At 42.6% G+C, this 26,218-nt stretch carries 24 protein-coding genes and 3 pseudogenes; 3 read left to right on the top strand and 24 right to left on the bottom strand.

Annotated features, from left to right (window positions below; all coding sequences use genetic code 11):
• The first annotated feature begins 132 nt into the window (after positions 1 to 132).
• Positions 133 to 1,605 (top strand): ISNCY family transposase, encoded by a 1,473-nt coding sequence (locus AC075J_RS15230; RefSeq protein WP_055200932.1) that lies wholly within the window; start codon positions 133 to 135, stop codon positions 1,603 to 1,605.
• Between the two features lie 149 nt (positions 1,606 to 1,754).
• On the opposite strand, the gene AC075J_RS15235 is transcribed toward AC075J_RS15230, so the two are convergent.
• The 14 genes and pseudogenes from AC075J_RS15235 to AC075J_RS15300 all read right to left on the bottom strand — a co-directional run bounded on the left by AC075J_RS15235 (position 1,755) and on the right by AC075J_RS15300 (position 15,683).
• Positions 1,755 to 3,917 (bottom strand): hypothetical protein, encoded by a 2,163-nt coding sequence (locus AC075J_RS15235; RefSeq protein ID WP_476390477.1) that lies wholly within the window; start codon positions 3,915 to 3,917, stop codon positions 1,755 to 1,757.
• A gap of 17 nt (positions 3,918 to 3,934) precedes the next feature.
• A complete protein-coding gene (locus AC075J_RS15240; RefSeq protein ID WP_020993461.1) occupies positions 3,935 to 4,771 on the bottom strand; it encodes a carbohydrate ABC transporter permease in 837 nt (278 codons plus the stop codon).
• 2 nt (positions 4,772 to 4,773) lie between these two features.
• Positions 4,774 to 5,685 (bottom strand): carbohydrate ABC transporter permease, encoded by a 912-nt coding sequence (locus AC075J_RS15245; RefSeq protein WP_008705933.1) that lies wholly within the window; start codon positions 5,683 to 5,685, stop codon positions 4,774 to 4,776.
• A 73-nt stretch (positions 5,686 to 5,758) separates the two neighbouring features.
• Positions 5,759 to 7,114: an ABC transporter substrate-binding protein gene (locus tag AC075J_RS15250; RefSeq protein WP_476390478.1), complete on the bottom strand. Its 1,356-nt coding sequence runs from the start codon at positions 7,112 to 7,114 to the stop codon at positions 5,759 to 5,761.
• Positions 7,115 to 7,507: 393 nt separating this feature from the next.
• On the bottom strand, positions 7,508 to 8,374 hold the full coding sequence (locus tag AC075J_RS15255) for a patatin-like phospholipase family protein (RefSeq protein WP_022380059.1): 867 nt from the start codon (positions 8,372 to 8,374) through the stop codon (positions 7,508 to 7,510).
• Positions 8,375 to 8,382: 8 nt separating this feature from the next.
• Positions 8,383 to 9,192, bottom strand: a complete 810-nt coding sequence (gene thiD / locus AC075J_RS15260; RefSeq protein ID WP_008705936.1) for a bifunctional hydroxymethylpyrimidine kinase/phosphomethylpyrimidine kinase — start codon at positions 9,190 to 9,192, stop codon at positions 8,383 to 8,385.
• A 22-nt stretch (positions 9,193 to 9,214) separates the two neighbouring features.
• Positions 9,215 to 9,853, bottom strand: a complete 639-nt coding sequence (gene thiE, locus AC075J_RS15265) for a thiamine phosphate synthase (RefSeq protein ID WP_118331154.1) — start codon at positions 9,851 to 9,853, stop codon at positions 9,215 to 9,217.
• 36 nt (positions 9,854 to 9,889) lie between these two features.
• On the bottom strand, positions 9,890 to 10,075 hold the full coding sequence (locus AC075J_RS15270; protein ID WP_044951901.1) for a hypothetical protein: 186 nt from the start codon (positions 10,073 to 10,075) through the stop codon (positions 9,890 to 9,892).
• A 33-nt stretch (positions 10,076 to 10,108) separates the two neighbouring features.
• The gene (locus AC075J_RS15275) at positions 10,109 to 11,494 is read right to left on the bottom strand and encodes a sodium-dependent transporter (RefSeq protein ID WP_118588149.1); all 1,386 of its coding nucleotides are present in this window, start codon (positions 11,492 to 11,494) and stop codon (positions 10,109 to 10,111) included.
• An 813-nt stretch (positions 11,495 to 12,307) separates the two neighbouring features.
• Positions 12,308 to 12,720, bottom strand: a pseudogene (locus tag AC075J_RS15280) (sigma-70 family RNA polymerase sigma factor).
• A gap of 394 nt (positions 12,721 to 13,114) precedes the next feature.
• Complete coding sequence (locus AC075J_RS15285; RefSeq protein WP_118588207.1) at positions 13,115 to 13,411, bottom strand: hypothetical protein; 297 nt, start codon at positions 13,409 to 13,411, stop codon at positions 13,115 to 13,117.
• A 4-nt stretch (positions 13,412 to 13,415) separates the two neighbouring features.
• Positions 13,416 to 14,180 (bottom strand): ABC transporter permease, encoded by a 765-nt coding sequence (locus tag AC075J_RS15290; RefSeq protein WP_025581228.1) that lies wholly within the window; start codon positions 14,178 to 14,180, stop codon positions 13,416 to 13,418.
• A gap of 16 nt (positions 14,181 to 14,196) precedes the next feature.
• The gene (locus tag AC075J_RS15295; RefSeq protein WP_118588205.1) at positions 14,197 to 14,922 is read right to left on the bottom strand and encodes an ABC transporter permease; all 726 of its coding nucleotides are present in this window, start codon (positions 14,920 to 14,922) and stop codon (positions 14,197 to 14,199) included.
• Positions 14,919 to 15,683: an ABC transporter ATP-binding protein gene (locus AC075J_RS15300; RefSeq protein WP_118588203.1), complete on the bottom strand. Its 765-nt coding sequence runs from the start codon at positions 15,681 to 15,683 to the stop codon at positions 14,919 to 14,921. Before AC075J_RS15300 ends, AC075J_RS15295 begins: the two co-directional genes overlap by 4 nt.
• Before the next feature lie 142 nt (positions 15,684 to 15,825).
• Here AC075J_RS15300 and AC075J_RS15305 point away from each other — a divergent pair, with 142 nt between their 5' ends.
• Together AC075J_RS15305 and AC075J_RS15310 are read left to right on the top strand one after the other, a co-directional pair.
• Positions 15,826 to 16,527, top strand: a complete 702-nt coding sequence (locus tag AC075J_RS15305) for a response regulator transcription factor (RefSeq protein ID WP_025581231.1) — start codon at positions 15,826 to 15,828, stop codon at positions 16,525 to 16,527.
• Positions 16,528 to 16,531: 4 nt separating this feature from the next.
• A complete protein-coding gene (locus AC075J_RS15310) occupies positions 16,532 to 17,896 on the top strand; it encodes a sensor histidine kinase (protein ID WP_118588201.1) in 1,365 nt (454 codons plus the stop codon).
• A 358-nt stretch (positions 17,897 to 18,254) separates the two neighbouring features.
• Here AC075J_RS15310 and AC075J_RS15315 read toward each other — a convergent pair whose 3' ends face one another.
• From AC075J_RS15315 to AC075J_RS15360, 10 genes and pseudogenes are all read right to left on the bottom strand, one after another.
• The gene (locus AC075J_RS15315) at positions 18,255 to 18,716 is read right to left on the bottom strand and encodes a membrane lipoprotein lipid attachment site-containing protein (protein ID WP_055054358.1); all 462 of its coding nucleotides are present in this window, start codon (positions 18,714 to 18,716) and stop codon (positions 18,255 to 18,257) included.
• 7 nt (positions 18,717 to 18,723) lie between these two features.
• Positions 18,724 to 19,503, bottom strand: coding sequence for an ABC transporter permease (locus AC075J_RS15320; protein ID WP_002594767.1), 780 nt, complete (start codon positions 19,501 to 19,503; stop codon positions 18,724 to 18,726).
• Between the two features lie 2 nt (positions 19,504 to 19,505).
• Complete coding sequence (locus AC075J_RS15325) at positions 19,506 to 20,291, bottom strand: ABC transporter permease (RefSeq protein ID WP_118569910.1); 786 nt, start codon at positions 20,289 to 20,291, stop codon at positions 19,506 to 19,508.
• Positions 20,284 to 21,210, bottom strand: a complete 927-nt coding sequence (locus AC075J_RS15330; protein ID WP_118569909.1) for an ABC transporter ATP-binding protein — start codon at positions 21,208 to 21,210, stop codon at positions 20,284 to 20,286. Before AC075J_RS15330 ends, AC075J_RS15325 begins: the two co-directional genes overlap by 8 nt.
• Positions 21,211 to 21,345: 135 nt before the next feature.
• Positions 21,346 to 22,263 (bottom strand): sensor histidine kinase, encoded by a 918-nt coding sequence (locus tag AC075J_RS15335; protein ID WP_118521801.1) that lies wholly within the window; start codon positions 22,261 to 22,263, stop codon positions 21,346 to 21,348.
• Between the two features lie 5 nt (positions 22,264 to 22,268).
• The gene (locus AC075J_RS15340) at positions 22,269 to 22,961 is read right to left on the bottom strand and encodes a response regulator transcription factor (protein ID WP_069423988.1); all 693 of its coding nucleotides are present in this window, start codon (positions 22,959 to 22,961) and stop codon (positions 22,269 to 22,271) included.
• Positions 22,954 to 23,142: a helix-turn-helix domain-containing protein gene (locus AC075J_RS15345; RefSeq protein ID WP_002596317.1), complete on the bottom strand. Its 189-nt coding sequence runs from the start codon at positions 23,140 to 23,142 to the stop codon at positions 22,954 to 22,956. The genes AC075J_RS15340 and AC075J_RS15345 overlap by 8 nt, the downstream gene beginning before the upstream one ends.
• 52 nt (positions 23,143 to 23,194) lie before the next feature.
• A pseudogene (locus AC075J_RS15350) lies at positions 23,195 to 23,321 on the bottom strand (tyrosine-type recombinase/integrase); the annotation flags it as partial.
• A 95-nt stretch (positions 23,322 to 23,416) separates the two neighbouring features.
• Positions 23,417 to 23,830: pseudogene (locus AC075J_RS15355) on the bottom strand (sigma-70 family RNA polymerase sigma factor).
• 475 nt (positions 23,831 to 24,305) lie between these two features.
• Positions 24,306 to 25,835 (bottom strand): ABC-F family ATP-binding cassette domain-containing protein, encoded by a 1,530-nt coding sequence (locus tag AC075J_RS15360; protein ID WP_118569897.1) that lies wholly within the window; start codon positions 25,833 to 25,835, stop codon positions 24,306 to 24,308.
• Between the last annotated feature and the right edge of the window lie 383 nt (positions 25,836 to 26,218).

Raw genomic sequence — 26,218 nt, forward strand, 5'->3', positions numbered from 1 at the left:
GAAACGCCACAAGCCGCATAAATACGGCATTTTTTGTTACCTATAAACAAATAACTCCTCACCGGATATGGTATAATAGAGTTGACTAAAAACTATAAACCTACATCCAAGAAAGGAGTTATTCTGATACTTATGATACCATATAAACAGCTTTCTTTGGCAGATATTTTTTCAGATTGCCATGAAAAATTTGAAAATGACAAACCTGCTTTTCTTTCTCTATTAGAAACCCATATCGATATTGATGAGTTAATTCCGATTTCTTTTAGAAATCATTTCTATGCATCGACGGGCAGAACCCGTAAATACCCTTTGCAAGCTTTTCTGTGGGCTTTGATTATTCAACGTATTTTCTCTATCCCTACGGATCAGCTTCTCCTGACTTTTCTCGCTTACTCAAAATCACTTCGGGAATTCTGTGGTTTTACTAAAGTCCCAGACGCTTCCAAAATCACCCGATTCAAACAGGATTTTTTAGATGACCTCCAGCTTGTTTTCGATAACCTTGTTGATGTTACCGAGCCTATCTGTCAGGCGATTGACTCTGCAAAAGCGGATATGACCATCTTTGATTCTTCCGGCATAGAAGCATTTGTTACCGAAAATAATCCCAAGTATGCTAACAGGATCATCAAACAGCTTAAGGCATACGCGAAAGCTCAGGGCTTTGATAAATCCTATGATCCTTATAAAGCTGCCTATGGTTCCATGCCTTCTCATGCTTCTGCTAATCCTGAGATTAAGCAGCTCTATATCAATGGGCATTTTTGCTATGTCTTCAAGTTCGGCATTGTCACTAACGGATTGGGCATCATCCGCCACATATCTTTTTATAACAAAAACTTTATGGCTTCACATCCTGATATCGTTGTCGAAAAGAAATCCGATTCCCCTGACGAAGATAAATGTGTTCATGATTCAAAGCTTTTAATCCCCACACTTAAGGACTTCTTTTCCAAGCATCCTTTGATTAATCCAAAAACCTTCCTGGGTGATGCTGCTTTCGATACCGCACAACTCTATAAGAGCCTTCTTACCGGTGACACTTTTGGTAATGACAAACATTTCTCGAAAGCTTATATTCCGCTGAATGCAAGATCCGGACTTGAAAATCTGGATTATTCCATCAATGAAGATGGTATTCCGTGTTGTCCCCATGATCCTTCTTTACAAATGAAGTACGAAGGCACTTCCAAACTTCACAGTGGAGTAACAAGATATAAATTTGTCTGTCCAAGAATGAAATGGATTTATGATAAATCAACTCAAAAATCCCATCGTCATTGTTTCTGTGACAACCCTTGTACTTCTTCTAAATGTGGGCGGATGGTCTACATCTACCCGGAAAAGGATCTTCGTGCTTATCCCGGAACGATCCGCGGCACCGAAAAATGGGATGATACCTATAAAATCAGGACTGTTGTCGAAAGAGATATCAACCACATCAAAGACAATCTCTGTCTTGCAGGACGCCGAACCCAAAATGAGAGGACTCTGCATGCTGATCTGATTCTTGCCGGGATCACACAACTTATTACTGTTGTTCTCGCAGATAAGATCAATCACCACGAATATATTCGAAGCATAAAACCACTCATAGCTTAGGACTTACCACTTTCATAAAGTCCATAGCTTATTAAAGTGCGCCTAACATGTGCGATTATCCATTTTTCATTCCACAAGTCGTGCTCTTCGCGAATTCTTCCTTGTTTTGGTTCAAGGTTACGAACGAGCACCGCGAGTTTCGCAATTACCTAGTTTTTAATATTAATAACAGTTTTTCCTTTTTCTTCTCTATATTCAATATCAAAAACATAAGCTCCAAGATGTGTTTTCTGAAGTTTATAACCGGAAAGCAATCCCTGTGGCTTGATGACCAGCGTTTTCTGTGTTCCATCCATCCTGAGACCAAACCACTGCTCAATACTCTGCTGAATCCATGCCCCCTGTCCCTGGCTGCATCTAGTCAGGCATCTTTTCTTATTTGTTGCTCTTGGCCACCAGAAAAGTGAGCCTGTTTCATCCAGACGTTCGTAAAGGAGATTCAGGTTATCAAGCATTTCCTGTCTGGTAAGACTTCCGCCAAGTTTTAAAGTACAGCCTGTTGCAGATGGATTCATGCCAAAATGTAATTCACGCATTGTCTGGAATTCCGGATCATAGTTTGTGATATACATAGAACGTGCATATCTATGAAGATTTACATATGGCTCATAATCGAACTCATATAGCCCATACAAAGGTGCCATAACTGTAGCAGTATCCTCACCACCATAATAATTCAGATCATCCTGGATATAGAAGCGTTCCTCATTCTCACCTAAGTTGTTTCCGCCTGTAATCTGTCTGCCGAATGGTCCGCTACCTTCCATCAGTTCTTTCATGTCTGCTTTCATCTGTTCCATAAATCTGTCCACATCTGTCGCATCCCGTTCCAGAAGTTTCAGAATTCTTCTGTAAGATTTCAACGCATAATAACACTGTACATTTGCACCGTAATCATACTTGCGGAATACAATAAGATCGCTGGCGTATCTGCTAGAAATCAGTGCTTTTTCTTTATGTTTATGCTTCATCATTCCATCGTAGATCTCATCAATAGCAGCAACCAGTTCCGGATGATCTCTGAAGAATTTCTCATCTCCTGTCAGCTCCAGATATTTTCCTGCTATTACAAGCAGAGAAATATAGTAAAACATACTATGATCCGAATACAGGCTATAACGTGGCCGGTTTCTTTCTGCCAGATAAAACATTGCACTTTTTCCTACCTCAGGTACTGCATACATAACACTTACCACATCAGGAGTAATATCAATTCCCCAGAGCCTCGAAAGACTATGGGACGGTGCCCCCTGCCAGTTGGTCAGAAAACTTCCATCTTCTCTGAAAGAAAGGCAGTTAAAATTATCAAGAATAAACCGTACCTGCATATCACGGTATTTCTCACCAGCCTCCTGGTTTTCCCGAATATCTGTAGTGATTTTTCCAAATCTTTCTTTCCAGAAATCATCAGTAACATTCAACCATTCCAGCGGTGTATGTTGATACAGTGTTCCAAGGGCAGAATAAATCTCTTCTCTCTTTGGAGTAAGAGCAATTACTGTTGTAAATGTTCTGCTTTCATTTGCTTTTAATTCAAATGGTACATAAATTCTAGGATTATCTCCCTGGCCTTCACATACGGAATCCAGAAGCTGAATTGCTGCACAGGCTTCCGGGTGCCATAATACCAGCAATTTCTGATCCCATTCTGATTTATATGGTGTTACTGTATAATCATCGAAATATTTCCCATAATGCTCAAACTGATTTACAAACTTCTGGTCAAATGACAGACGAAGTTTTCCTTTCATTTTGCATCCGGAAATATTTTTTACTTCTATACAGTAGAATGCTCCTGCAGGTCCCGGAACCGGATGGATTGATGATGCCGGAACTGCTTCTTTCTCCAGAATCGGCGCAAAAGAGAATATTCTGGTTTCCAGTTCCGGATGCTCTGTAGCAGTAACCGGAAGAAAATCATCATAATAAGTTGTCCATGACTGCTTATTTGCACCTGAGATCATCAGACCATTGTCCAGCTCCAGATCATATTTCATTTTTCCAAGAAGTAATGCTGTATCATTCTGATAATACTGACCTATGTATCCTTTAAACTGTCCTCCCAGATCTGTTCCTCCGGATGGTACTGCATAAATTTTATCATGAGGAGTGCACAAAAAGTGCAGTCTGCCCATGGTATCCTGGCCCAAAAGTGTTCTTCCATTTGACTGTGTAAATAGCTGTCTCTCACTTAATGACCAGTCTGTGCGCTCCGAAGTTTCATCATACTGTGCTCTGAAATAAGAAGACTTATATGCCTTTTTCCAGAAATTTTCCCATGTATTATAAATCACATTTCCTCTTAAATGCATTGTTTTTCCTCCTATTCTTAGCCTTTCACACCAGACATTGTTACACCCTCAACAAGATACTTCTGACCAATGGCAAATACAACCACAACAGGTGCAAGCACCAGGCAGGCTGCTGCCATCATTAAATTCCATTCACCTCTGTAAGAACCAGTAAACAACTGAAGTCCCAGTGCAACTGTATATTTTTTCTCAGAATTTAAATATACAAGCGGACTCAGGAAATCATTCCAGGAATTTAAAAACGCAAACATACCTACAACAGCCAGGGCCGGTTTTGTAATTGGCAGGATAATTTTTGTAAAAATCTGAATATGGGAAGCACCGTCCAGATATGCTGCCTCATCAAAATCCTTCGGGATTCCCAGATAAAACTGACGAAGCAGGAATATGTAAAATGCACCGCCTCCAAACCATGCCGGAACAATCAGTGGAATAAAGCTGTCTGTTATTCCAATAGTTCTCCACATCAGAAATGTAGGAATCAAAGTAACCGCAACTGGAAGCATCATACTGCTGATGATGCAGGCAAATACCACATTTCTGCCTCTCCATTTAATTCTTGCCAATCCATATGCACAGATGGAACTGGTAAGCATTGTTCCCACTACACATCCTCCGGTTACAATAAATGAATTCAGGAAATATTTTCCAAAGGGAAGTGTATCAAAAACTTCCTGATAGTTTTCCCACATAAATTTGGAAGGAATCCAGCGAGGCGGCATCATAAACACTTCCACTGTGTTCATCAGTGAACTTCTGATCATCCAGTACAAAGGAACCAGACAAAACAAAACACCTAAAATCAGCGCAAAGTATATTAGAATTTTTGAAATAATTTTCTTTGTATTCTTCATATTCATTCTCCTCCATAATAAACCCAACGGTTGGAAAACTTAAATATGACTGCAGTCAGTACCATAATGATCAGGAACAATACCCAGGCAACTGCACAGGCATTTCCCATTCTTCCAAACTCAAATGCTTCTCTGTACAGATAGTATACATAGAACAAACTGGAATTGTTTGGTCCACCCTGTGTCATAACATAAGACTGGGTAAATATCTGGAATCCATTGATGATTCCCATTACCACATTATAAAAAATTGTAGGAGTCATCATAGGAATCGTAACATGAAGCAGCTTTGCCCAGAATCCGCCTCCATCAATCTCAACTGCTTCCAGAAGCTGTCTTGGTACATCCTGCATTCCGGCAAGGAAAATTACCATTGTTGATCCGGTAGTCCACAGATTAATAAAAACCAGTGTGGGAATAACTGAACTTTCACCTGAAAGCCATGTACTTACCGGTAAATGCATTGCCTTTAAAATATTGTTTGCCAATCCCATGTCCGGATTGAAAATCCACATCCAAATCGCTGCCATTGCTACGATCGGAACTACAGTCGGAAGATAAAAGATTGTTCTGAAAAATCCTTTTCCTTTTACATTTGTATTTAACAGCATTGCTATAAAAAAAGAAAATATGATAGCTGTCGGTACAGAAAGCGCAACATAAATTACTGTTACAAGTAATGATTTATAAAAATACGGATCACTTCCACTGAACAGATTTTTATAGTTGCTGATTCCTATAAACTGTCCGCCTGTTGTAAAATTAAAATTTGTAAAACTCAATCCCAGACTGACTGCCATCGGAAGCAATGCAAAAATCAAAAATCCCAGAATACAGGGAAGACTGAATAAAATTCCCCAACGATTTTCTCTTTTCTCGCGATTTGTCATTTTATACTTTATTTTCGTCTGCATATTTATTCCTTTCTGGCATTATAGCTATTTCAATCAGGAAAGGCTGCCAAAAGCAGCCTTTCACTTGAATACTTTAAGAACGTTCTCCTGAATAGGTTCCTTCTACCAAAGAATCCGTCTGGCTTTTTACTTCTGTCATTGCTTCTTCTGCCGTTTTCTTTCCAGACCACACCTGTTCCAGTGCAGAGCCCACTAATGTATTAATCTCATTAAAATTCTTTACGTTAATTTCGGTTGCCACTACTGCATGATCATAAGTTGCCTTTACAATAGCGTCCTGAAAGCCCTCTGGTCTTGCAGGCAATTCTTCAGATGCCCAGAAATCAATCTTATCCGGATCAGTATAATATTCTGTCTGTACAGGCATCCATAAAGTTCTGTATAATTCTGTGATTCTTTCTGAACTTTCTGGATTTGTAAGCCACAGATAAAGTTTTTCGGAAGCCTCCAGATGCTTTGTACTCTTGAATATAATCAAAGAACCACCATCAAAGAAAGTAGTATAGTTTTCATCAATTGGGAGAACACCTACGCCCCAGTTGCATCCTGAATTCATAAGATCCAGATGGTTCCAGCTTCCGTCAATGTACATTGCTGTCTGTTTTGCAGCCAGTGCTGTTGCTGCACTTGGCATTGCATTCTTCTGTACTGCTGTAGGAGATACATGGTACACATTGATCAGATCTGCAAAATTCTGTAAAATCTGAGCTGACTTCTCATCATTTAATCCAAGTCCGTCCATACTCTCATTTAAGTAACCGCCGCCTGCTGATAGAATAAACGGCATATATACATTCCAGTCTGTTCCAAACATTACACCGTACTGTTTAATATTATTTGCATCAAAATCCGGATCAGCTGCATTTCTTCCTTCTGTATCCAGCGTCAGTTTTTGTGCCATCTCTACAAATTCATCCCATGACCAGGCTTCCTCTACCTTAGTCGGCGGCAGATCTACCCCTGCCTCTTCGAAGCAGTCTACATTGTACATCAGATTTGTTGTAACATTGGCCTGAACAGGTCCTGCTGATTCTGTAGGACTCCAGTTCCACCAACAGGTAGACAGATAATCATCTTTACTAAGTCCCATATCATCCAGAAGATCATAGAAATTATAAATCAGGCCATCCTCACCCATCTGACATTTCCATGAAGCTGAATAACTTACATCCGGTGCTTCGCCGGCTGCAATCATAGCATTCAATTTTGTCAGGAAATCCTCAGATGGAATATGCATCAGATCCACTTCAATATTGGGGTTTGCTTCCATGAATTTATCTACAGATTCCTCAATAGCCTTTTTTTCGTCTCCGCTTCCCCAGTAAGTGAATTTTATAGTTTCTTTCTCGTCACTACCCTTGTTTTCTGCCTTCGCAGTTGTGGTAAATAAAGCAGTACAGGTCATTAATGCCGCCAGACCTAAAGCCATTCCTCTTCTCTTCGTAAAATTTCCTCCTGTTTTTTATCAGCGCGCTTGTTTTTGATGGTTTTATTATATAGCCTTTAATAGCATTTTCTCTATGGGACTTTTTTCGGATTATAGCATTTAGATTAGGAAAACACATTGATATATTTGCTGTTTACAGCAATAGAACAAAAGTATTATTTTGCGAAAAAAAAACAGCAACTGATAAATCAGTACTGTTTTAATTGGTTTATGTACCAGTTTTATACAATTTTTATTCCTGTCTGTTTTTACTAACTTCGTTGTATCTGACAGCTTTACTGATAACTTGCTGCTGTTCATAATTCCTCACCCAAAGTCAATTGCAATCAGATGGAAATCTATCACCGGATTCGCTACCTGCTGATAGACTAAACATTACTCTGCCAAATACGCCTTCAGTTTCTCCATATCAGCTTTCATCACTCTCCGTCCCACCTCATAAATCTCCTTTAAATGGGCGGGATCACGCTCAACCGGTTTGGCACTGATGTCTCTGTCCGGGCGGATAACATGGATCCTGCCCTCTTTTTCCAGATATGCGATTTTATCCAGCATACGATTATACTGAATATGACGTTCATCCAGAAGCTTTACAAGCTCCGGATACTCCCTGAACTTCAGTCTGAGCAGTGGCATCAGCTTATTATGTTCTTTTCTGTATCCCGGATGACGGGTACAGACTACCACATTTTTCTCATACCCCTGTGAAAGCATCCAGTTTACAGGTATCGGATCTGAGATGCCTCCGTCCAGATACATTCTTCCATTCAGCTTTACCGGTCTGGCGGCCAGTGGCAGGGAAGCTGATGCGCGCATCCATTCCACATCCAGCCTGTCTCCCATTCTGCATTCCTGATAGCAGGGTTTTCCTGTTTCAATATCTGTACATACAACCGTAAACTTCATGGGTGATCTGGCAAATGTCTCTGTGTCAAAAACATCCAGCTTCCAGGGCACCTCCCCATATGCAAAATCTTTGCTGTAAAGATCGCCGGTAGTGATCCAGCTTTTCAATCCCATATATCGTTTATCCTTGCAGAATCTGGTATTATAACGAAGGGTTCGTCCAATCTGGCGGGACTTATAATTACATCCAAAAATTGCACCGGCGGAAACGCCAACTGTAGAATCTGCATAAATCCCCTGCTCCATCAGCTCATCCAGAACTCCGGCTGTATACAGTCCCCGCATACCTCCACCTTCCAGAACCATTCCGAGGCCTTTCTTTTTGTTGTCTTCCATAGCTATTCTCACTTTTCACTTTCTTTCACATATTCATTTCGGATTGCAAATCCATGATCCATAGGGCCACTTCCCTTTCCCAGGTCAAGCATTGCCGCCAGTGCTCCTGAAATATACTGTTTGGAACGTTTTACAGCAGTCTGCAGGTCATATCCCTTTGCAAGATTGGAAGCAATGGCACTGCTCAACGTACAGCCTGTTCCATGTGTGTTTGGATTATCGATACGCTTTCCTTCAAACCAGCAATATTTTCCATCATAGTAAAGCAGATCATTTGCATCATTAATGCTGTGTCCGCCTTTGCAAAGTACTGCACAATGATATGTCTCAGAAATCTTTCCGGCAGCCTCTATCATTTCCTCTGCATTGGTCACTGACATTTCAACCAGAACCTCTGCCTCCGGAATATTCGGAGTAAGCACATCAGCCAGTGGAAACAGTTCCTGCTTCAATATCTCCACTGCATCATCACTGATCAGCTTGGCACCGCTTGTTGCAACCATAACAGGATCCACAACAATGTTTTCCGCTTTATATTGTTTCAGTTTCTCTGCTATTACATGAATCAGATCTTTATCTGATACCATTCCGATTTTTACCGCATCCGGATAAATATCCTGAAAAACAGAATCCAGTTCCTGCCCCAGAAATTCCGGTGTTACATTTAATATTGCCTGTACACCGGTTGTATTCTGTGCAGTTAATGCGGTAATGGCACTCATTGCATATACACCATTTGTGATCATTGTCTTAATATCTGCCTGGATTCCGGCGCCTCCGCTGGAATCACTTCCTGCGATCGTCAGTGCAGTTCTCATAATTGTCTTCCTCTCATTTCTTCTATAATACAATCTTATCTACTGCCTCTTTCAGTTCTTCTGCTGCTTCTTTAATGTTATTCTGAGCATAAATGGCACTGATCACTGCCACACCGCAAATCCCTGTTCCCTTTAGCTGAGATATATTTTCTGCTGTGATCCCTCCGATTGCCACCACAGGGATAGATACCGCTTCACAGATTGCCTTCAGTGTTTCATGGGGAAGTTCTGCCGCATCTGCTTTTGAACCGGTTGCAAATACTGCACCCACCCCCAGATAATCTGCACCACGCTCCTGTGCAAGCAATGCCTGCTCTACCGTTCGTGCCGAAACTCCCAGGATTTTATCCGGTCCAAGTTTCTCACGCACAGCACCTGCTTCCATATCACTCTGCCCTACATGAACACCATCTGCATTCATCTTCAAAGCAATTTCCACATTGTCATTTATGATCAGAGGTACCTTATAATCTCTGCATAATTCCTGAAGTTCAGCTGCTTCCTGCAGGAAAGTTTCATCATCTGAATTTTTATCTCTGAGCTGCAGAAAGGTTACGCCTCCATCCAGACTCTCCTTTACCACTTCCTTAAGGCTCCGCCCATTAAGCCAGCGACGGTCCGTTATTGCGTATAAGCGCATTTTCTCTTTATCGAACTTCATGTTTCACTCCTCTTTTCTACTCTTATCTATAGCAATTTATCCCAAAAGTTCTGCTGCAACTTTCTCCAGCTCATCTCTGATCTTAATATGCTGCGGACATACTTCTTCCCACTTACCACATTTCACACATTCATTGGCAGATTTCCTGCCATGTTTGCCTGCCAGCCATTCTTCCTGGTGAACTGTGCAGTTGCTTCTTCTCTTGTCTTGCAGTTGATCCATGCTGCATTCTTTGTAAAAAGAGTCATATATTTTTTACATACTGATAATTCCCAAAACGTTTGCAATAGAACTCAGCAAAATAATGATCAGGCAAATCGGTGCAAAATATTTGATAAATACTCTGTACAGTTTCTTTCTGCGGAACGGAGAAGACTGTTCAATTTCTTTTACCATTCCATCAATACCAACAACACGAAGAATCAGAATACAGGTTGCAAGTGCTGCCAACGGCATCATTACTGAGTTTGTCATAAAATCGAAGAAATCAAGGAAGTTCATTCCAAAGATACGAATAAAATCCAGAAGTCCATATCCCATGGAAGATGCGGTTCCAAGTACAATCATGATCACAACCATCAGACCGCAGCATTTCTTACGGCTCCAGTGAAGTTCGTCCATGAATGTGGAAACACTGGTTTCCATCAGGGAAACTGCACTTGTCAGAGCTGCAAGTAATACAAGTATGAAGAATACGATTCCTGTTGCAGTACCAAATCCCATACTTGCAAATACTTTTGGCAATGTGATAAACATCAGAGATGGTCCTGCCTGAAGTGTTTCAGGATTTCCACCGGAGAATGCAAATACCGCCGGAATAATCATCAGTCCCGCAAGGATTGCGATACCTGTATCGAAAATCTCAACCTGTGTGGTAGATCTCTCAATATCCATATCTTTACGGACATAGGAACCGTAAGTATAGAGGATTCCCATTGCAATGGACAAAGAATAAAACATCTGTCCCATCGCTGCTACTACTGTCATCCAGGAGAAATTTTTCACATTCGGGATCAGGAAATATTTCACACCTTCAACAGCACCCGGACGTGTGACAGAATAGATTGTAACTACGACTGCCAGAACTACCAGAACCGGCATCATGATCTTTGACATTCTCTCTACACCGTTCTGTACACCACCGAGAATGATGATGAATACAAGCGCCGCAAATACCAGAAACCAGAGTTCCACCTGCCAGGAATCGGAAATAAAGTTTCCAAAATATCCGTCTTCCGCTACTGCCTGGACATTTCCTTTGAAATATTCCACAAGATACTTAATTACCCATCCGCCAATCGTACTGTAATAAGGAACGATCAGCATTGGAATCACTGCATTTAACCATCCGCCGATTTTGAATGATTTCGTTTTTCCAAAATGCTCAAATGCACCTACCGGACTCTTTCTGGTCATTCGTCCAAGGGCTGTTTCTGACATGATCAGTACATAACCAAATGATGCAGTCAGAAGAATATAGATCAGCAGGAAAATTCCGCCTCCATATTTCGCTGCAAGATACGGAAATCTCCAGATATTTCCCAGTCCTACTGCAGAACCTGCAACTGCCAGCACATAACCAATCCTTCCGGAAAAGCTTCCTCTGTTATGGTTATGTGCAGAATTGTTTTCTTTTTTCATTATACACCTCACCTCGTTACAAAAACCTCCCATAGGATTTCTCCCATGGGAGGTCTGCTAGTTTTTTACTGATTCTATAGTATCAAAAAGATGCGGGAATGTCAAAGACTAATAATAATTACAGACTTAATTGTAACATAGTTACTGTTCACACACCACTATCCCAGTATATATTTCAAGTATAGTCTTTCTGTACACATTGTTCTATGATATAATAGTTGAGCTACCACCCCTAGACAGGTGCAGAAAGGGGGTGTGTTGTAAATGGATATTATCTTATCATTTATGCTTTCTATCTTGGCAAGTGTAATCGCCTACTACATTTGCAAATGGTTGGATAGAAAATAGCAGCTGGTAGCCAGCCTGGGGGAATAAGCCACCCTGCCCAAACGGAATAAAAAAGCCTCAGAGGTCGCAACTCTGGGGCTTTTGCTGTGTTATAAATGAATTTAACCTTATCATTTTGCCTACTGGCATTATATCATATGCATTTTTTGTTTGCAATATACTCAATATACTTTTTCGAATCAAGTCAAACTTTTGGTTACTGTTCACACATCACTATTCCGCGAGGTGTTTTGGCATGAATCTGCCACAATCCGTTTTATGAAATCGCAGATCGCTCCGAAGCAGTTCTTTCATCACCTCCCTGACTGCTCCATCTTCGCGGCGTTTCACATTCGCTCGTACATGAGTTATGTACCTGTTGTGCTGTCTATTCGATTGTCAATGTACTGATGAAGGAGGAAAACTTGTCCTTCTTATTAACACTGACAAAAAAGGCAAAAAACAGGCGCATCAAATGAAATTTTATCAAAAATATTTTACAAGCTGCTTTAGTCCACGGCGAATACTGTCTCGGACACGGCTTGGGTCTACACCTTCTACTTCGGCAATTTCATTTACCGTCATTCCCAGATAGTATCGGGCATAAATCCTCTTTGCCTGTTTCTCCGGCAGCTTCATCACAGCGGCATAGACCTGCTCCTGAAACTGTTTTCCTCCAGAAGCATCTCCGGTGTTTGCGGCTTCAACAGCACCGCATTTTCAATGCCATTCTCGCAATCCAGAGAATACTGTGCTTTATAACGATACATCTTTCGCTCATACGCAGCCTCCGCACGTTCAGCTGCCCGAATAGTCTCCATTACTTCCTCTGTCACATCTACAAAAAAGTCTGTTATATAAACATCAGGATAAAGTTCCCGAAGGTTAATTTTCTTCATTATGTACCTCCATTTCGATTCACGGGTGATTGACGGGTGAATCGAATGGAGGCGGAGACCGACACCGGCAGACAACCGGGTCATCTCCGAAAAAATGGCAACAAAAAACGCCAGATTTCCGTGATGGAAAACTGGCGCGCCAAGAACAGCCATTATTATACTGAATTACATGGAACGATAATGCCGATGCAATGTTATACTTGCCCGGAGGAGGAGCAATGCTTTTTTAACTGATGTAGATCATGTGAGCTTTGAAAAGGCAAACGGGACACGGCAAAATAGCCTCCAATCGGCTACCGTGTCCCTGCAAGTCGTCATAGGTTTGTGTAAACGCAAAGAAACCGCGATCAGGTAGCATCCAATAAATTTCCCAACTCTACGCATAACCGTTTCCTCACTGAACGAAAGTAAGGAACATGGCAAGCGCAACAATTCCCACCATCAGCAGCAGACAAAAAACGCTGATTGCAGTTGATACAATATTGATTATGCTGCGGCTTTCCCTGCTCCGCACACATACCACCGAAAGAATCAGACCCAGCAGGACAAAAACGATATTGGCTCCGGCCCAAGCGGTTCGGACTCCATCCGACAGCGAAAGGTGCAGAAGCGATGGGGCAAGAGCCACCAGCGGTAGGATGCTCACAATGAGCGCAGCGATACTAACTGATTGAAATTTTTTCTTTTCCATAGTTTTACCTCATTTCTTTTTTCCCAAATTGGGTGACAGCCAGCGCGAAAAACAGGCCAAACACTACAATCGCGCACGGCAGGAACGGAAACACCGAAAAAGCGGCGTCGGAAGTTTCTGCTGTAAAGTCATGAAGAGAGCAGGAAACGAGATAACCGCTGTAACAGTACGGGTAGGCGATCCACAGCGGCGTATTCGCAACCAATACACCGGGAATCACAAGCAGCAGATTTAATCCCACAGAAAGAAGCGGCTTTTCAAACAGCACAGTGATGGCCCACATAGCCGCAATGCACGGCAGCATAGTCAGAAACAGCCCCAAGCACCATTTCAGAAGATACAGGATCGGCAGGGTTTCTGTTACTTCCATTGTCTGTGTCGCAATCAACCCAGCGATTACAAATACGACAAGAAACACCACCATCTCCATAAACAGATAAAAGGTAAGCACACAGAATTTGGCAATGGATAATGCGCAGCGGCTGACCGGCAGCGCCAGCATTTTCAGAATCCCGTTATTTCCTGTTTCTCGTCCTGCGATCATCACGCAAACCACGATCATGCTGAATGGAAGTAGATAGTAGGCGTAAACAAGCGCACTTTGAATAAACATGGCAGGCCACGCATTGGTGTATTCCGGTGTAAAGTAGTTGCTCAAATTCGCAACCCCGGAAACCACCACCAATAAAGGTGCAATGAAAATCAGGGGTACGATTTTGGAGCGTTTTACTTTCATAAACTCGATTTTGAGTAAATCCAAAAAACTCATTTCTTATTATCCCTCCTTACTCGTAGCGTCTGTACTTCGCCAGCCACAAGCCCACAGCAAGGAACAACAGTGTTTCCACCAAAGCGACAAGGGCAACCGTCGAATCAGGCTGGGCGCTCATGGCTACTGCTGGTTTCAGAATAATCACAAAAGGATGCACTAGCAAAAGCGTCAGCCCCGAATTTGCAAGGGCCATACCACTCAGAAAACCGGCAACACCAATTCCAAGCGGCACCCACATATTTTCAAAGCGCGCGGAAATCAACAGCATAAACGACAGTACCGGCATGGATGTGAGAAAAGAGTATCCGGCAAAGCGTACCAGCGTACCCATCTCAAATGCTCCGTCCGGCAAGTCCGTCATTCCAATCTGTGCAAGTGCCAGGTTTTGCAGCACGATTGCAACCAAAAACATGACCGTCAGAATCAGAAATTTGCACAGATACATGGCCGGGACGCTGACGGGAAGCATATACATCTTCTTTACGGCACTTCCCTTAAATTCCATGTTGTAGATCATGCAGGCAGCAACCACGATACCGAACAGATTCAGCACCATAATCATGCCGTAGAGCTGGGTCAACAAGACATCCCTCGGGGCCAGCGGCAAATTCAGGAGTGTGTCTTTCCGCACAATGAAATTGATAAATGCGTAGGCGGCTCCCAAGACACCAACGGCCAGCAGCACGGGAATCACGCCGGTTCGCTTTCCTTTCCGAAGTTCGATTGCCAGCGTTTTCATAATTTTGCCCTCTGCTTTCTGTCCATGTTATCTTTCTCAACCATAGAAAGAAACACATCTTCCAGATTGTCCGCAGCGAAGCCGGATTGCAGGGCGTATTGACGCAGATCATTCATGCTTCCCTCAAACAGCAGCCGCCCGTGGTTGAGAATCCCAATGTCATCTGCAATCAATTCGATTTCAGACAGCATATGGGACGAGATCAGCACCGTGCAGTCGTAAAGGCTGGGCAAGGATTTTACCAGATTGCGGATTTCGTGGATACCAGACGGGTCAAGACCGTTTGTGGGTTCGTCCAGAATCAGAATCGGCGGACGCCCCAAGAGCGCCCCGGCAAGGCCCAAGCGTTGCTTCATTCCCAGCGAATACTGTTTTGCCAGCCGGTCGCCAAACTCGGTCAGCCCTACCAGTTCCAGAGCATCTTCCACATCAGCTTTCGACAGTCCCAAAATGCGGCGGATAATGTCAAGATTTTCCCGCCCGGTGAGATTTGCGTAGAAAGATGGCGCTTCGATGAAAGAGCCGATCTCTTTGAGAATGGCAATCCGATCCTGCGGAAACTGTTTCCCATCAATGGTAAAGCTGCCTTTTGTGGGGTCGGTCAACCCCAACAGCATTTTCATGGTAGTGGATTTGCCTGCCCCGTTCGGGCCAAGAAAACCATAAATGCTGCCCTTGCGAATATGAAGCGAAACATGATTGACCGAAGTGAAGTTCTTATATTTCTTGGTCAAATGTTCCGTTGTAATGATATAGTCCATAGAAACATCTCCTTTCGATGCTTCTATGGTACAACTTCAACCTGATATCTACATTCTCCCGTCCTTACTTTTACCTTACTTTTTGAGGATGCCCTCCGCAGACTTGAAATCCTATGTTATAATACTTTCGGGAGGTGACGCTATGGACAACTCTTTTCTGCATCGGAAGAAGCTCTTGCTTGTAGACGATGAGCCAGATTTGCTGAAAATGGTATCCGATATTTTAAGCGATGCTGGTTTTGAAACGGTACTTACTGCCGCAACGGTAAAAGAGGCTATAATAACGGCAGAAAAAGAAAAACCCGACTTGATGGTTTTGGATGTCATGCTGCCAGATGGGGACGGCTTTTCCCTGATGAAGCAGCTCCGCACTTTTACAAATGTGCCAATCATCTTTCTGACCGCAAAAGACGAAGCAGCAGACAAGTTGGCCGGTCTTGGCCTTGGAGCAGACGATTATATTTCAAAGCCGTTTATGCCGCAGGAGCTATTACTGCGTGTCTATGCGGTTTTGCGCCGAACTTATAAAGAGGACAGCCCGCGGGTTTTCCTGGATGGATGTACGATTGATTTTAGCCGGGCAGAGGTCAACAAGGGCGGCGAGATTATCCCCCTGACCGCAAAAGAGCATACCCTGCTGGAAACGCTGGCCCGCAACGAGGGAAAGATCGTTACGGTTGACGCTCTTTGTGAAGCATTATGGGGCGACAATCCTTTCGGCTATGAAAATAGCCTGAATGCCCATGTACGGCGGATTCGGGAAAAAATTGAAGCCGATCCCTCAAAACCCGTTTCCCTGATTACGATCAAGGGGCTGGGTTATAAACTGATTACAAGGAAGTGACGCCATGAAATCTTTTGGAACCTATATTTCAAAGCACTTGGCGTCTTTCGCTGCATTTCTTTTGATCCTGGTAATTGTCAATGTCGTTCTGTATGGCGTGACTTTCTATCACACAGTTTCAGAGGATTACGGAGAAGCGTCCCCGCGCGCCATGCTTGAGCTGACCTCTACTGCGGCTACCACAGAAGGTTTACCCGATTACGCAGAGCAGAAATTGCGCCAGTACAATATCTGGGCCATGTATCTAACGTCAACGGGCGAATGCTTCTGGCGGCTCGATGTGCCACAAGAAGTGCCGCAACATTACAGCATTCAAGAGGTAGCTTTATTTTCCAAAGGCTATCTGGAGGATTATCCTGTTTTTGTCTGGAGTACAGAGGATGGATTGTTAGTTCTAGGGTATCCAAAGAATAGCTATATGAAGCTCACCAGCAACTACTATTCCATGGAGACTATTCAGAAAATTCCCCTCTATGTGATAGGAATGTTGGGCATGGATGTGCTGTGCCTGTTTTTGGCCTACTATTTTTCAAAACGCAGGATCATCCAGAACACGGAACCGATTGTAGATGCCATTGAAACATTGGCCGATGGCAAACCCGTTTCTCTCCATATTGATAGAGAGTTATCCGAAATTGCGAACAGCGTAAATAAAGCCTCTCTGATATTAAGCAGGCAAAACGAAGCCAGAGCCAACTGGATCAGCGGGGTCTCTCATGACATCCGAACTCCGCTTTCTATGATTATGGGCTATGCAGACCGGATTGCCGCAGACAAAACAGCCAGTGAGGGGGTAAAAGAGCAGGCTGTGATCGTGCAAAAGCAAAGCGCCAAAATCAAAGAACTCGTGCAGGATTTGAATTTAGTATCGCAGTTGGAATATGAGATGCAGCCGCTTCATAAAGAGATGGTTCGCTTATCCAAACTACTGCGATCCTATGTAGCAGACCTGTTGAATACAGGAATTTCCGATAGCTACAACATCGGAATTAAGATCACTCCTGACGCCGAAAATGCTGTGTTGGAATGTGATGCCAGATTGATTTCGCGAGCCGTAAACAACCTTGTCCAGAACAGCATGAAACATAACCCACAGGGCTGTGAAGTCTGCATTTCTCTTACAGCATCGCAAAACCATCTTATCTTGGCGGTTACGGATAACGGAATGGGTCTGCCTGCTGAAAAGCTGCAAGAGCTGGAAGAAAAACCGCATTATATGGAAAGCACAGATGAACGGCTTGATTTAAGACATGGGCTTGGATTGCTGATTGTCCAACAAGTCGCCATAGCTCATAACGGCAATTTCAAACTTACTAATGTTTTCCCGAAAGGGTGTGAAGCTGCTTTAATATTCCCGTATATTGGATAAACAGGCAAGTACAAATCTATAAGAAAACGCCAGATTTCCGTGAGGGAAAACTGGCGCGCCAAGAACAGCCATTATTATACTGAATTACATGGAACGATAATGCCGATGCAATGTTATACTTGCCCGGAGGAGGAGCAATGCTTTTTTTAACTGATGTAGATCATGTGAGCTTTGAAAAAGCAAACGAGACACGGCAAAATAACCTCCAATCGGCTACCGTGTCCCTGCAAGTCGTCATAGGTTTGTGCAAACGCAAAGAAACGGCGGCTCTGAAAATCAAAGCCGCCGTTTCAAATGGGCGTGTCAAATTGTCTGCTCTACGACGGCTTTTTTTCTTTTGCCGTCGTCCGGCAGAGTATTATTCAATATTTAATTCAATGTTTCCAGTGAAATTCTCACATTCAATGCCGATATAATTTCCACCATCAGGAAGTGTAATTGTGTCACTATAAGTTCCGGTTGCTTCAATCAACGTGACTGCTTCATCAGATCCAGAAATCCAAAATACTTTTGCAGTACCTTCCGTAATCTCCAAGGTGCAATCAATGGACAGCTCCTTACCGGCTTCTCTCTTTATGGAAGTTCCTCCGAACAAATACTCTGTACCTGAAAAGTTCGCATAATCAGCCGTATAAGTCCCTGTATAATCATCATTTCCTTTTTCTTTTTCCCCTTGCAGTGACGATTTCCCTGTCAGTTCTATGGAGCCCGCAGACTGAACAATGTTATTGTAATGATTGAGAATTTCATCTTTTGAACAGCCAGCAAGCATAAAACTTCCCACAAGGACGAATGTTAATGCTAAAACTATTTTCTTCATAAAATCATCACCAGCCTTTCTTTGGAGCTACCTTTTTGGCCTTTTTCTTTGTTTGGGTTGCTTCTCGTTCTTTCATGCACAAAATCAAGATGGCAGAAATAACGACAGCAAGCGCAAGACTGCAAGAACAGGTTCCGATATTCCAGTTGACTGCGGTATCATAGCTACGGTAGCCTACCATTCCAAGACTTGCGGTAATCGGATAAAGGTTTGCTAATGTCATATTTCCCGCGGCAAACATCCCTCCATATCCATAGACAAAAGCAATGATTACACCGACTAAAAAGCTGCCTGCCCTCCGACAAGTAAGAGCGATAATCGGCAGAACCGCAAGATATAAAAAGAAATTAACCGCAGTAATCTGCAAGGCTGCTTTTAGAGCTAAGGAAATCTCAAAGCCGGGAAATCCCACAATCATTTCTGCTATGATTGTAAACAGACTGCATATCAGCCCAAAAATAATAGACAATACGCCGCACACAATCAATTTTCCGGTCAACAGTTTCTTAAAAGAGATCGGCACAGTCAGAATATTTTTCAATGTGTCATCCGTCTGCTCACGAGAAATCATATATCCAGCAATTAGGCTGATACACATCGGAAAAATCATGGACATATTGTTTTTGATGACCTGTTCTGTAAGATAGGCAAAATCCCAAACGGAACCATCATTCGCCATAGAGGTAAACAAGGTCAGCAGGACGGATAGGAGCATGAGTGCAACGCCCGCCCAAAGGATATGATACCTTTTCAATTTATAAAATTCTGTTTTTACAATGCGAACCATGTTTATTCCCCCCTCCGCTTATATAGTCTGTCAATCAGTAAGAACGAAACGAATGCCATAATCCCAAGAATGAATACAACTTGAAATGTTGAGGGAATTAGCACTGTCATTTGCTCCAAGTCCATTTTTATTCCATGAGCCGCCATATCTCCCGCACTCCAAAATGTAGTCAGTGGCGTGGGCAGAAGCCATAACATAGTTTTAGGCAGTGTGTCAAACAATGCCGTAGCACTCATGTTCAGAACGCTGTAAAAGACACACAACAAAATGGAAAAAACATAGGTCTTACTGAAAAAGACAACAAGGACAATCAACGGGAGTGTTCCTGCCGTAATGAAGATCCCCGTTTCAACCGCCAAAAACAGCTTATAACCAATTCCATAAACTTCTAATGATCCAATTCCGCAAAGAATTGTTGCAATGGTAGAAGCCACGCAAAAAACAATTCCAAAGATAAAAAGGACAATAATCTTTGCAAGTACCATTTGCGTGCTGGTTACGGGAATTGTACGCAGATTTTTGAATGTATCGTTGTCGCGTTCCATAAAAAACAGAATAGCGGCAATCACTCCGATAATGCAGGGCAGTAAAAACTGGATACCATATCCCAACACCATGTTAAATAGTCCATCGAAAGCATCTGCCCGATCCGTATATCGCTCCATCATAGAGGGCGTTGTCATCAGATAAGTCAGCGGGATTGGAAACAGGAACGCAGCCAAAATAATCAGCGGAATAAATTTCTTCCGTTTCAATTTCAAAAATTCGCATTTGATTAGTTTAAGCAATTCCTTCGCCCCCTGCCACACGCTTGAAGTAATCTTCAAGACTTTCTTCACAGGTATGTGCTTCTGATACCTCCAATCCGTTTTCTACAAAAGCAGTTACAATTTTCCCCACGGGTAGCTCCATATTGTGTAGACGCAGATTGTGGTCGTCTTGTATGGAAAAATGGGTTTCATGGAAATTGCGTTCCAAAATTCTTGCCGCCTGTGCAGTATCAGAGAGCGTAAACCGGATATGTTTACTGCTTTTTTGCTCCAACTCAGCAAGGCTTTCTTCTTCCAGCAATGCGCCGTGGTCAATAATTCCAATATCGTCAGCCAGCAAGGAAATCTCCGAAAGAATGTGACTGGAGATTAAAATGGTTTTTCCTCTTGTGTCGCAAAGCTCACGGATAAAGGATCGCACTTCTGCAATACCGATGGGATCGAGACCGTTGATCGGCTCATCCAAAATCAAAAGCTCCGGATCGTGCATGACTGCAAGGGCAATCGCCAACCGCTGCTTCATGCCAAGAGAGTATTGCGAAAACAGCTTTTTATCCTTGTAAGGTAGCCCGACCAAATCCAGAGCGTCTTTGATGGCATGATTGTTTGGTACTCCACGCAGGGTAGCAAAGATACGCAGGTTCTCCGTACCGGTCAGATTGGGATAAAAACCGGGGGACTCAATCAGGCTTCCGATACGGGGCAACAGCTTCTTTTCATTCCCTTGCAAAGACTTTCCCCAGATTTTGACCTCCCCGGAAGTCGGCTTCGTTAAGCCCAACAGCATTTTCATAGTTGTGGTTTTTCCGGCTCCGTTTCTACCCAACAGACCATAAATTCTCCCACGCTTGACATGGATATTTAAGTCAGCCACACTCTTTTGTGAGCCGTATTGCTTTGTCAGATTTTTTGTTTCAATGATATAATTTGTATCCATATTCAAAACCTCCTGTTCTGTAAGGTATTCTATCATGCCAACCTTGCATTAACCTTGCCGCAACCTTGCATTAACCTTGCAATTTGAAATTCGGCTAAAATGACAAAGGCTCCCGCCATAAAGACGGGAACCCGCTTAACTCTCCAAAGGAAAAAGCAACATAAATTCAGTTCCTTTTCCCGGCAAACTTTCAACTGTTATACTCCCACCCATCTTTTCTACAAGCTGATGGACAATAGAAAGACCAAGACCGCTTCCTTTTTCAGACCGTCCTTTGTCACACTTATAGAGCCGTTCAAAAATGTGTTTCAAATCTTCCTTCTCAATTCCCACTCCATTATCCGCCAGCAACAGCTCCATACTGTTTTCCTTCTTCGACAGGGAAATTTTAATTTTGTCTGCATGGCTATGAGCGATTACATTTTGAATAAGGTTATTGATGATCCTCATATAGCTATCCATATCTAATCTTACCCGGACAGGCTGTTCAGGAATATCAATGTCATAATTAACCTGTTTATCCTCAAAAATCGGTATCCAGTCGATCAGAATATTTCTTGTCAGCTCTGCGACCTCAACGCTCTGGATCTCCAAAGCAAACTCGTTGGAATTTAACTTGAACCAGTCAAAAAGTACATCAATGTATTCTTTCAGATCATGAGCTTTCCGACGGGCGGTTTCAATATAATCATCCCGGTCTTTTCCTGTGACCAGTCCTTTGTGTGCAGCGTCAAGATACCCAAGCAGAGTAGTAAGGGGCGTTCGCACGTCATGGGAAAGGCTCGTCATAAGCTGGCGGTTGGTTTCTTCTGTCTGCCGTACAGTTGAAAGTCTGCTTTCATAGGCCACAACGATCTCATTAATTTCATAGGCAAGAGGTGCTGTCAGTTCATTTGTTGCAGATAGAATACGCCGGTTGCCATTTCCGTTTTTCACATCAACCAGCACATCGGTCATTTCTGCTATTTGTTTTTTTACACGCCGAACGAGAACGATGGAAGTCAATACAGCCCCAACAGCAATCACAATGGACAAGAATACGATAATTTCCATGCTGACTACACCTCCTTATTAAACCGGTAGCCAATCCCTTTGACCGTTTGTATATACTTTGGGCTTGAAGGATTGACTTCTAATTTTTTACGAAGTCGGCTGATAATCGCCATAATGTTACTGTCATCATAGAAATATTCTTCGCCCCATACTTCCTCATAAATCTGCTGTTTGGTCAAAATTTTCCCTTGATGTTTTGCACAGTACAGGAGCAAATCAAATTCCTTTGGTGGAAGTTCAAAAGTGCCATTTTCCGTCGTAACAGAACGATTTTCAAGGTCAATTTGCAATCCATCAAAATCCAGTTTTTGCACAGCTCCGGCTTGATGATTAAAACGGGTGTAGCGGCGAATGAGGGACGCAATACGGGCAATCAGTTCGTCCATATCAAACGGTTTTGTCAGATAATCGTCCGCCCCGGCTCGTAAGCCCCGTACTTTAGAAATGCTGTCATTTTTAGATGTGAACATCAAAATCGGCAGACTGTTCTCTTTGCGGATTTCTTCCAGCGTTTCAAAGCCATCCATACCAGGCATCATCACATCCAGCACCACAAGCTGATATTCCTGCTCTCTTAATTTTTGTAAGCCCTCTTTTCCGGTATTACAAAAATCAGCTTCTATGTTTTCTGCTTGTACGCTACGTTTAATCAAAGCGCACAGTTCTCTGTCATCATCTATAATCAGGATTTTATTCATGATGCAACCCCTTCCCTTGTTTTGTCCTTCCGTCAATCGGCTTTTCTGCGTTCTTTGGGATCAGCCAAACACCAGCCATCTTTACAGCGCCGGGGATACGCCCAGCAGCGCAATAGTAATTTACTCTACGAGGTGTCACGCCCCATTTTTCGGCGGCCTCTTTTAGTGTCATATAATCCATTCTGCACCTCCACAGAGTACATTATAGTTCTTTGCCTCGAACAATACAAGTTTATCTGTTCCAACGCAAGCGTTTCTTTGTTGTATAGTTCTTCAGGTGTTTTTGCGTAGATAGATAGCTACGAGCTTACCATTCGCGTCTTTGATTCTGGTCCTATAATATAGGACACCTCTTTTCATAACTGTGCCATATGTACTGATGAAGGAGGAAAACTTGTCCTTCTTATTAACACTGACAAAAAAGGCAAAAAACAGGCGCATCAAATGAAATTTTATCAAAAATATTTTACAAGCTGCTTTAATCCACGGCGGATACTGTCTCGGACACGGCTTGGGTCTACACCTTCTACTTCGGCAATTTCATTTACCGTCATTCCCAGATAGTATCGGGCATAAATTCGCTTTGCCTGTTTCTCCGGCAGCTTCATCACAGCGGCATAGACCTGCTCCTAAAACTGTTTTTCCTCCAGAACCATCTCCGGTGTCTGCGGCTTCAACAGCACCGCATTTTCAATGCCATTCTCGCAATCCAGAGAATACTGTGCTTTATAACGATACATCTTTCGCTCATACGCAGCCTCCGCACGTTCAGCTGCCCGAATAGTCTCCATTACTTCCTCTGTCACATCTACAAAAAAGTCTGTTGTATAAACATCAGGATAAAGTTCCCGAAGGTTAATTTTCTTCATTATGTACCTCCATTTCGATTCACGGGTGATTGACGGGTGAATCGAATGGAGGCGGAGACCGACACCGGCAGACAACCGGGTCATCTCCGAAAAAATGGCAACAAAAAACGCCAGATTTCCGTGAGGGAAAACTGGCGCGCCAAGAACAGCCATTATTATACTGAATTACATGGAACGATAATGCCGATGCAATGTTATACTTGCCCGGAGGAGGAGCAATGCTTTTTTTAGCTGGTGTAACTCATGGCTATTGTGAATGACGAAAATTGACATGGCGGCATCCTCCTGTTACCGCCGTACCAGATTTCAATGTATAGAATCATTTTTGTGTCTTAAACGCAATGAAGCGGCGGTCTTGATTTCTCAAAACCGCCGCAGAACATGTGGAATAAGCGCACAAAACCAACCTAACCGGCAACGGTTTTTTTCCTTCCCCGTCGGGGGTAGGCACATATACTATACTTAATTCTATTTTCTATTTCTCGACACTAATAACTCTCTGTGCCCACTCACGATAAAATGCTTCTTCATGTGATACGAGCAATACAGTACCCGCAAAATCCATAAGAGCTGATTTCAATGCTTCCTTTGCCTGAACATCCAGATGATTTGTGGGTTCGTCCATAATTAGAAAATTGCAGGGAATCAGTGTTAGCAAACACATTTTTACTTTCGCCTGCTCACCTCCACTTAATGTTCCAATCGCTTGCATTGCGTGCTTACTGGAAATTCCACACCGGGCTAAATGTTTGCGAACATCTTTTATGACCATATCAGGATGGACATTGGAAACAATTTGAATTGGTGTCTGTTCAGGTTCGTCCCATATTAAGTCCTGCTCAAAATATCCAAGGGTAACTTGATCGGAAAATTTGAAATGACCTTGCATGGACGGGATTTGTCCAATTAATGTCTTGAGCAAAGTAGATTTCCCAATTCCATTAAAGCCAGTGATAACAACTTTTTGCCCGCCTTTTATGCTAAAATCAATATCTGATAGAACTGGATAGTGATAACCAACTGCCAGATGTTTGACCAGCAGATGCTCCGTATTTGTCAGCGGTAAAACAGGAAAATGAAAATGAGGAATAATCTCTTTCTGTTCCAAAGCCTCCATTTTGTCCATTCGATCAAGCTGTTTTTGTCGCCCTCTCGCCATTTTTGCTTTTCGTCCAGCAATATTTTTCCTAATAAACTCCTCTGTTTTTTTGATCTCCTTTTGTTGCGCTGAGTATTGACGAATGTAATCTTCCCGCAACAGTGTCTTTTTTCGCAGAAATTCAGAATAAGTGCCATAATACTTTGTTATTGTGTCATTATCTATATCGCAGATACGATTTGCGATTTTATCCAAAAAGTCAAAATCATGGGAAACAACTAAAAAAGCATTTTCCAAAGAGGATAGGTATTCCGCCAGCCATGCAACATGATCTTTATCAAGAAAATTTGTCGGCTCATCTAATAGCAATACATCTGGTTTTTCAAGCAGTAGCTTTGCCAAAATCACTTTTGCTCGCTGGCCGCCACTCATTTCAATGATAGGGCGGTCAAGACCAATCGCAAGCAGCCCCAGCCCATTTGCAACGCGCTCGATCGCAGTATCAATGGAATAGAAGTCATGTGTTTCAAGCTGCTCTTGATAGTAGGCAGCAAGTTCCAGATTTTTCATATCTCCATCGGCGGCCTTTTCATATAGCTGCATAACTTGTGTTTCTATTTCAAACAGCTTTGCAAAGGCTGATTTCAAAAACTCTTTCACGGTAAGCGTATGGTCGATTTCTGCATACTGATCCAAATAGCCAATCGTAATATTTGGCTGCCAGATAACCCGTCCGCTATCAGGTATGATCTGCTCTGTACAAATTTTAATCAGGGTACTTTTGCCGGTTCCGTTTTGTCCCACAATTCCGATGTGTTCCATTTTATTCAGTGTGAATCCTGCATTTTTGTAAAGCAAGTTTTCACCAAAAGAATGTGTTAATCCTGTAATTTCTAATAAACTCATTTTCAAAAACCCTTTCTTATGTATTCTGAAAAAAGAAAAAGGCAGAAAGCAAAGATACACAACGGTATCTGCCTTCTGCCTTTGACATAGTAACGCAAAAACAAAAGGCTATGGACAAAACATTGCCCATAGCCTCGTACACATTATAATTGCACGGAAAGCCAACACCCTAAAACGGGTACACTACTCCCTTGGCTTCCCGATGAAATCTAAATGCGCTTTTTATACGCTATACTCTGCACAATGTTTCATCGGAATGGATTGTACAGAGCTGATTTTCTTTTTACGCTGATCTGTTAAATGAAAGTTCATATCTTGCTCCCCTTTGGAGATATATTTTTATATAGAATAGCACAAACATTCTTCTTTGTCAATTTTATGAA

Source organism: Blautia sp. ZXY-1-C6, assembly GCF_056339875.1.

Bases quoted from the DNA above. Each gene is read 5' to 3' on its own strand.
- AC075J_RS15230 (WP_055200932.1), top strand. From the start codon at position 133: ATGATACCATATAAACAGCTTTCTTTGGCAGATATTTTTTCAGATTGC.
- AC075J_RS15235 (WP_476390477.1), bottom strand. From the start codon at position 3,917: ATGCATTTAAGAGGAAATGTGATTTATAATACATGGGAAAATTTCTGG.
- AC075J_RS15240 (WP_020993461.1), bottom strand. From the start codon at position 4,771: ATGAAGAATACAAAGAAAATTATTTCAAAAATTCTAATATACTTTGCG.
- AC075J_RS15245 (WP_008705933.1), bottom strand. From the start codon at position 5,685: ATGCAGACGAAAATAAAGTATAAAATGACAAATCGCGAGAAAAGAGAA.
- AC075J_RS15250 (WP_476390478.1), bottom strand. From the start codon at position 7,114: ATGGCTTTAGGTCTGGCGGCATTAATGACCTGTACTGCTTTATTTACC.
- AC075J_RS15255 (WP_022380059.1), bottom strand. From the start codon at position 8,374: ATGGAAGACAACAAAAAGAAAGGCCTCGGAATGGTTCTGGAAGGTGGA.
- thiD (WP_008705936.1), bottom strand. From the start codon at position 9,192: ATGAGAACTGCACTGACGATCGCAGGAAGTGATTCCAGCGGAGGCGCC.
- thiE (WP_118331154.1), bottom strand. From the start codon at position 9,853: ATGAAGTTCGATAAAGAGAAAATGCGCTTATACGCAATAACGGACCGT.
- AC075J_RS15270 (WP_044951901.1), bottom strand. From the start codon at position 10,075: ATGGATCAACTGCAAGACAAGAGAAGAAGCAACTGCACAGTTCACCAG.
- AC075J_RS15275 (WP_118588149.1), bottom strand. From the start codon at position 11,494: ATGAAAAAAGAAAACAATTCTGCACATAACCATAACAGAGGAAGCTTT.
- AC075J_RS15285 (WP_118588207.1), bottom strand. From the start codon at position 13,411: ATGGAAAAGAAAAAATTTCAATCAGTTAGTATCGCTGCGCTCATTGTG.
- AC075J_RS15290 (WP_025581228.1), bottom strand. From the start codon at position 14,180: ATGAGTTTTTTGGATTTACTCAAAATCGAGTTTATGAAAGTAAAACGC.
- AC075J_RS15295 (WP_118588205.1), bottom strand. From the start codon at position 14,922: ATGAAAACGCTGGCAATCGAACTTCGGAAAGGAAAGCGAACCGGCGTG.
- AC075J_RS15300 (WP_118588203.1), bottom strand. From the start codon at position 15,683: ATGGACTATATCATTACAACGGAACATTTGACCAAGAAATATAAGAAC.
- AC075J_RS15305 (WP_025581231.1), top strand. From the start codon at position 15,826: ATGGACAACTCTTTTCTGCATCGGAAGAAGCTCTTGCTTGTAGACGAT.
- AC075J_RS15310 (WP_118588201.1), top strand. From the start codon at position 16,532: ATGAAATCTTTTGGAACCTATATTTCAAAGCACTTGGCGTCTTTCGCT.
- AC075J_RS15315 (WP_055054358.1), bottom strand. From the start codon at position 18,716: ATGAAGAAAATAGTTTTAGCATTAACATTCGTCCTTGTGGGAAGTTTT.
- AC075J_RS15320 (WP_002594767.1), bottom strand. From the start codon at position 19,503: ATGGTTCGCATTGTAAAAACAGAATTTTATAAATTGAAAAGGTATCAT.
- AC075J_RS15330 (WP_118569909.1), bottom strand. From the start codon at position 21,210: ATGGATACAAATTATATCATTGAAACAAAAAATCTGACAAAGCAATAC.
- AC075J_RS15335 (WP_118521801.1), bottom strand. From the start codon at position 22,263: ATGGAAATTATCGTATTCTTGTCCATTGTGATTGCTGTTGGGGCTGTA.
- AC075J_RS15340 (WP_069423988.1), bottom strand. From the start codon at position 22,961: ATGAATAAAATCCTGATTATAGATGATGACAGAGAACTGTGCGCTTTG.
- AC075J_RS15345 (WP_002596317.1), bottom strand. From the start codon at position 23,142: ATGGATTATATGACACTAAAAGAGGCCGCCGAAAAATGGGGCGTGACA.
- AC075J_RS15360 (WP_118569897.1), bottom strand. From the start codon at position 25,835: ATGAGTTTATTAGAAATTACAGGATTAACACATTCTTTTGGTGAAAAC.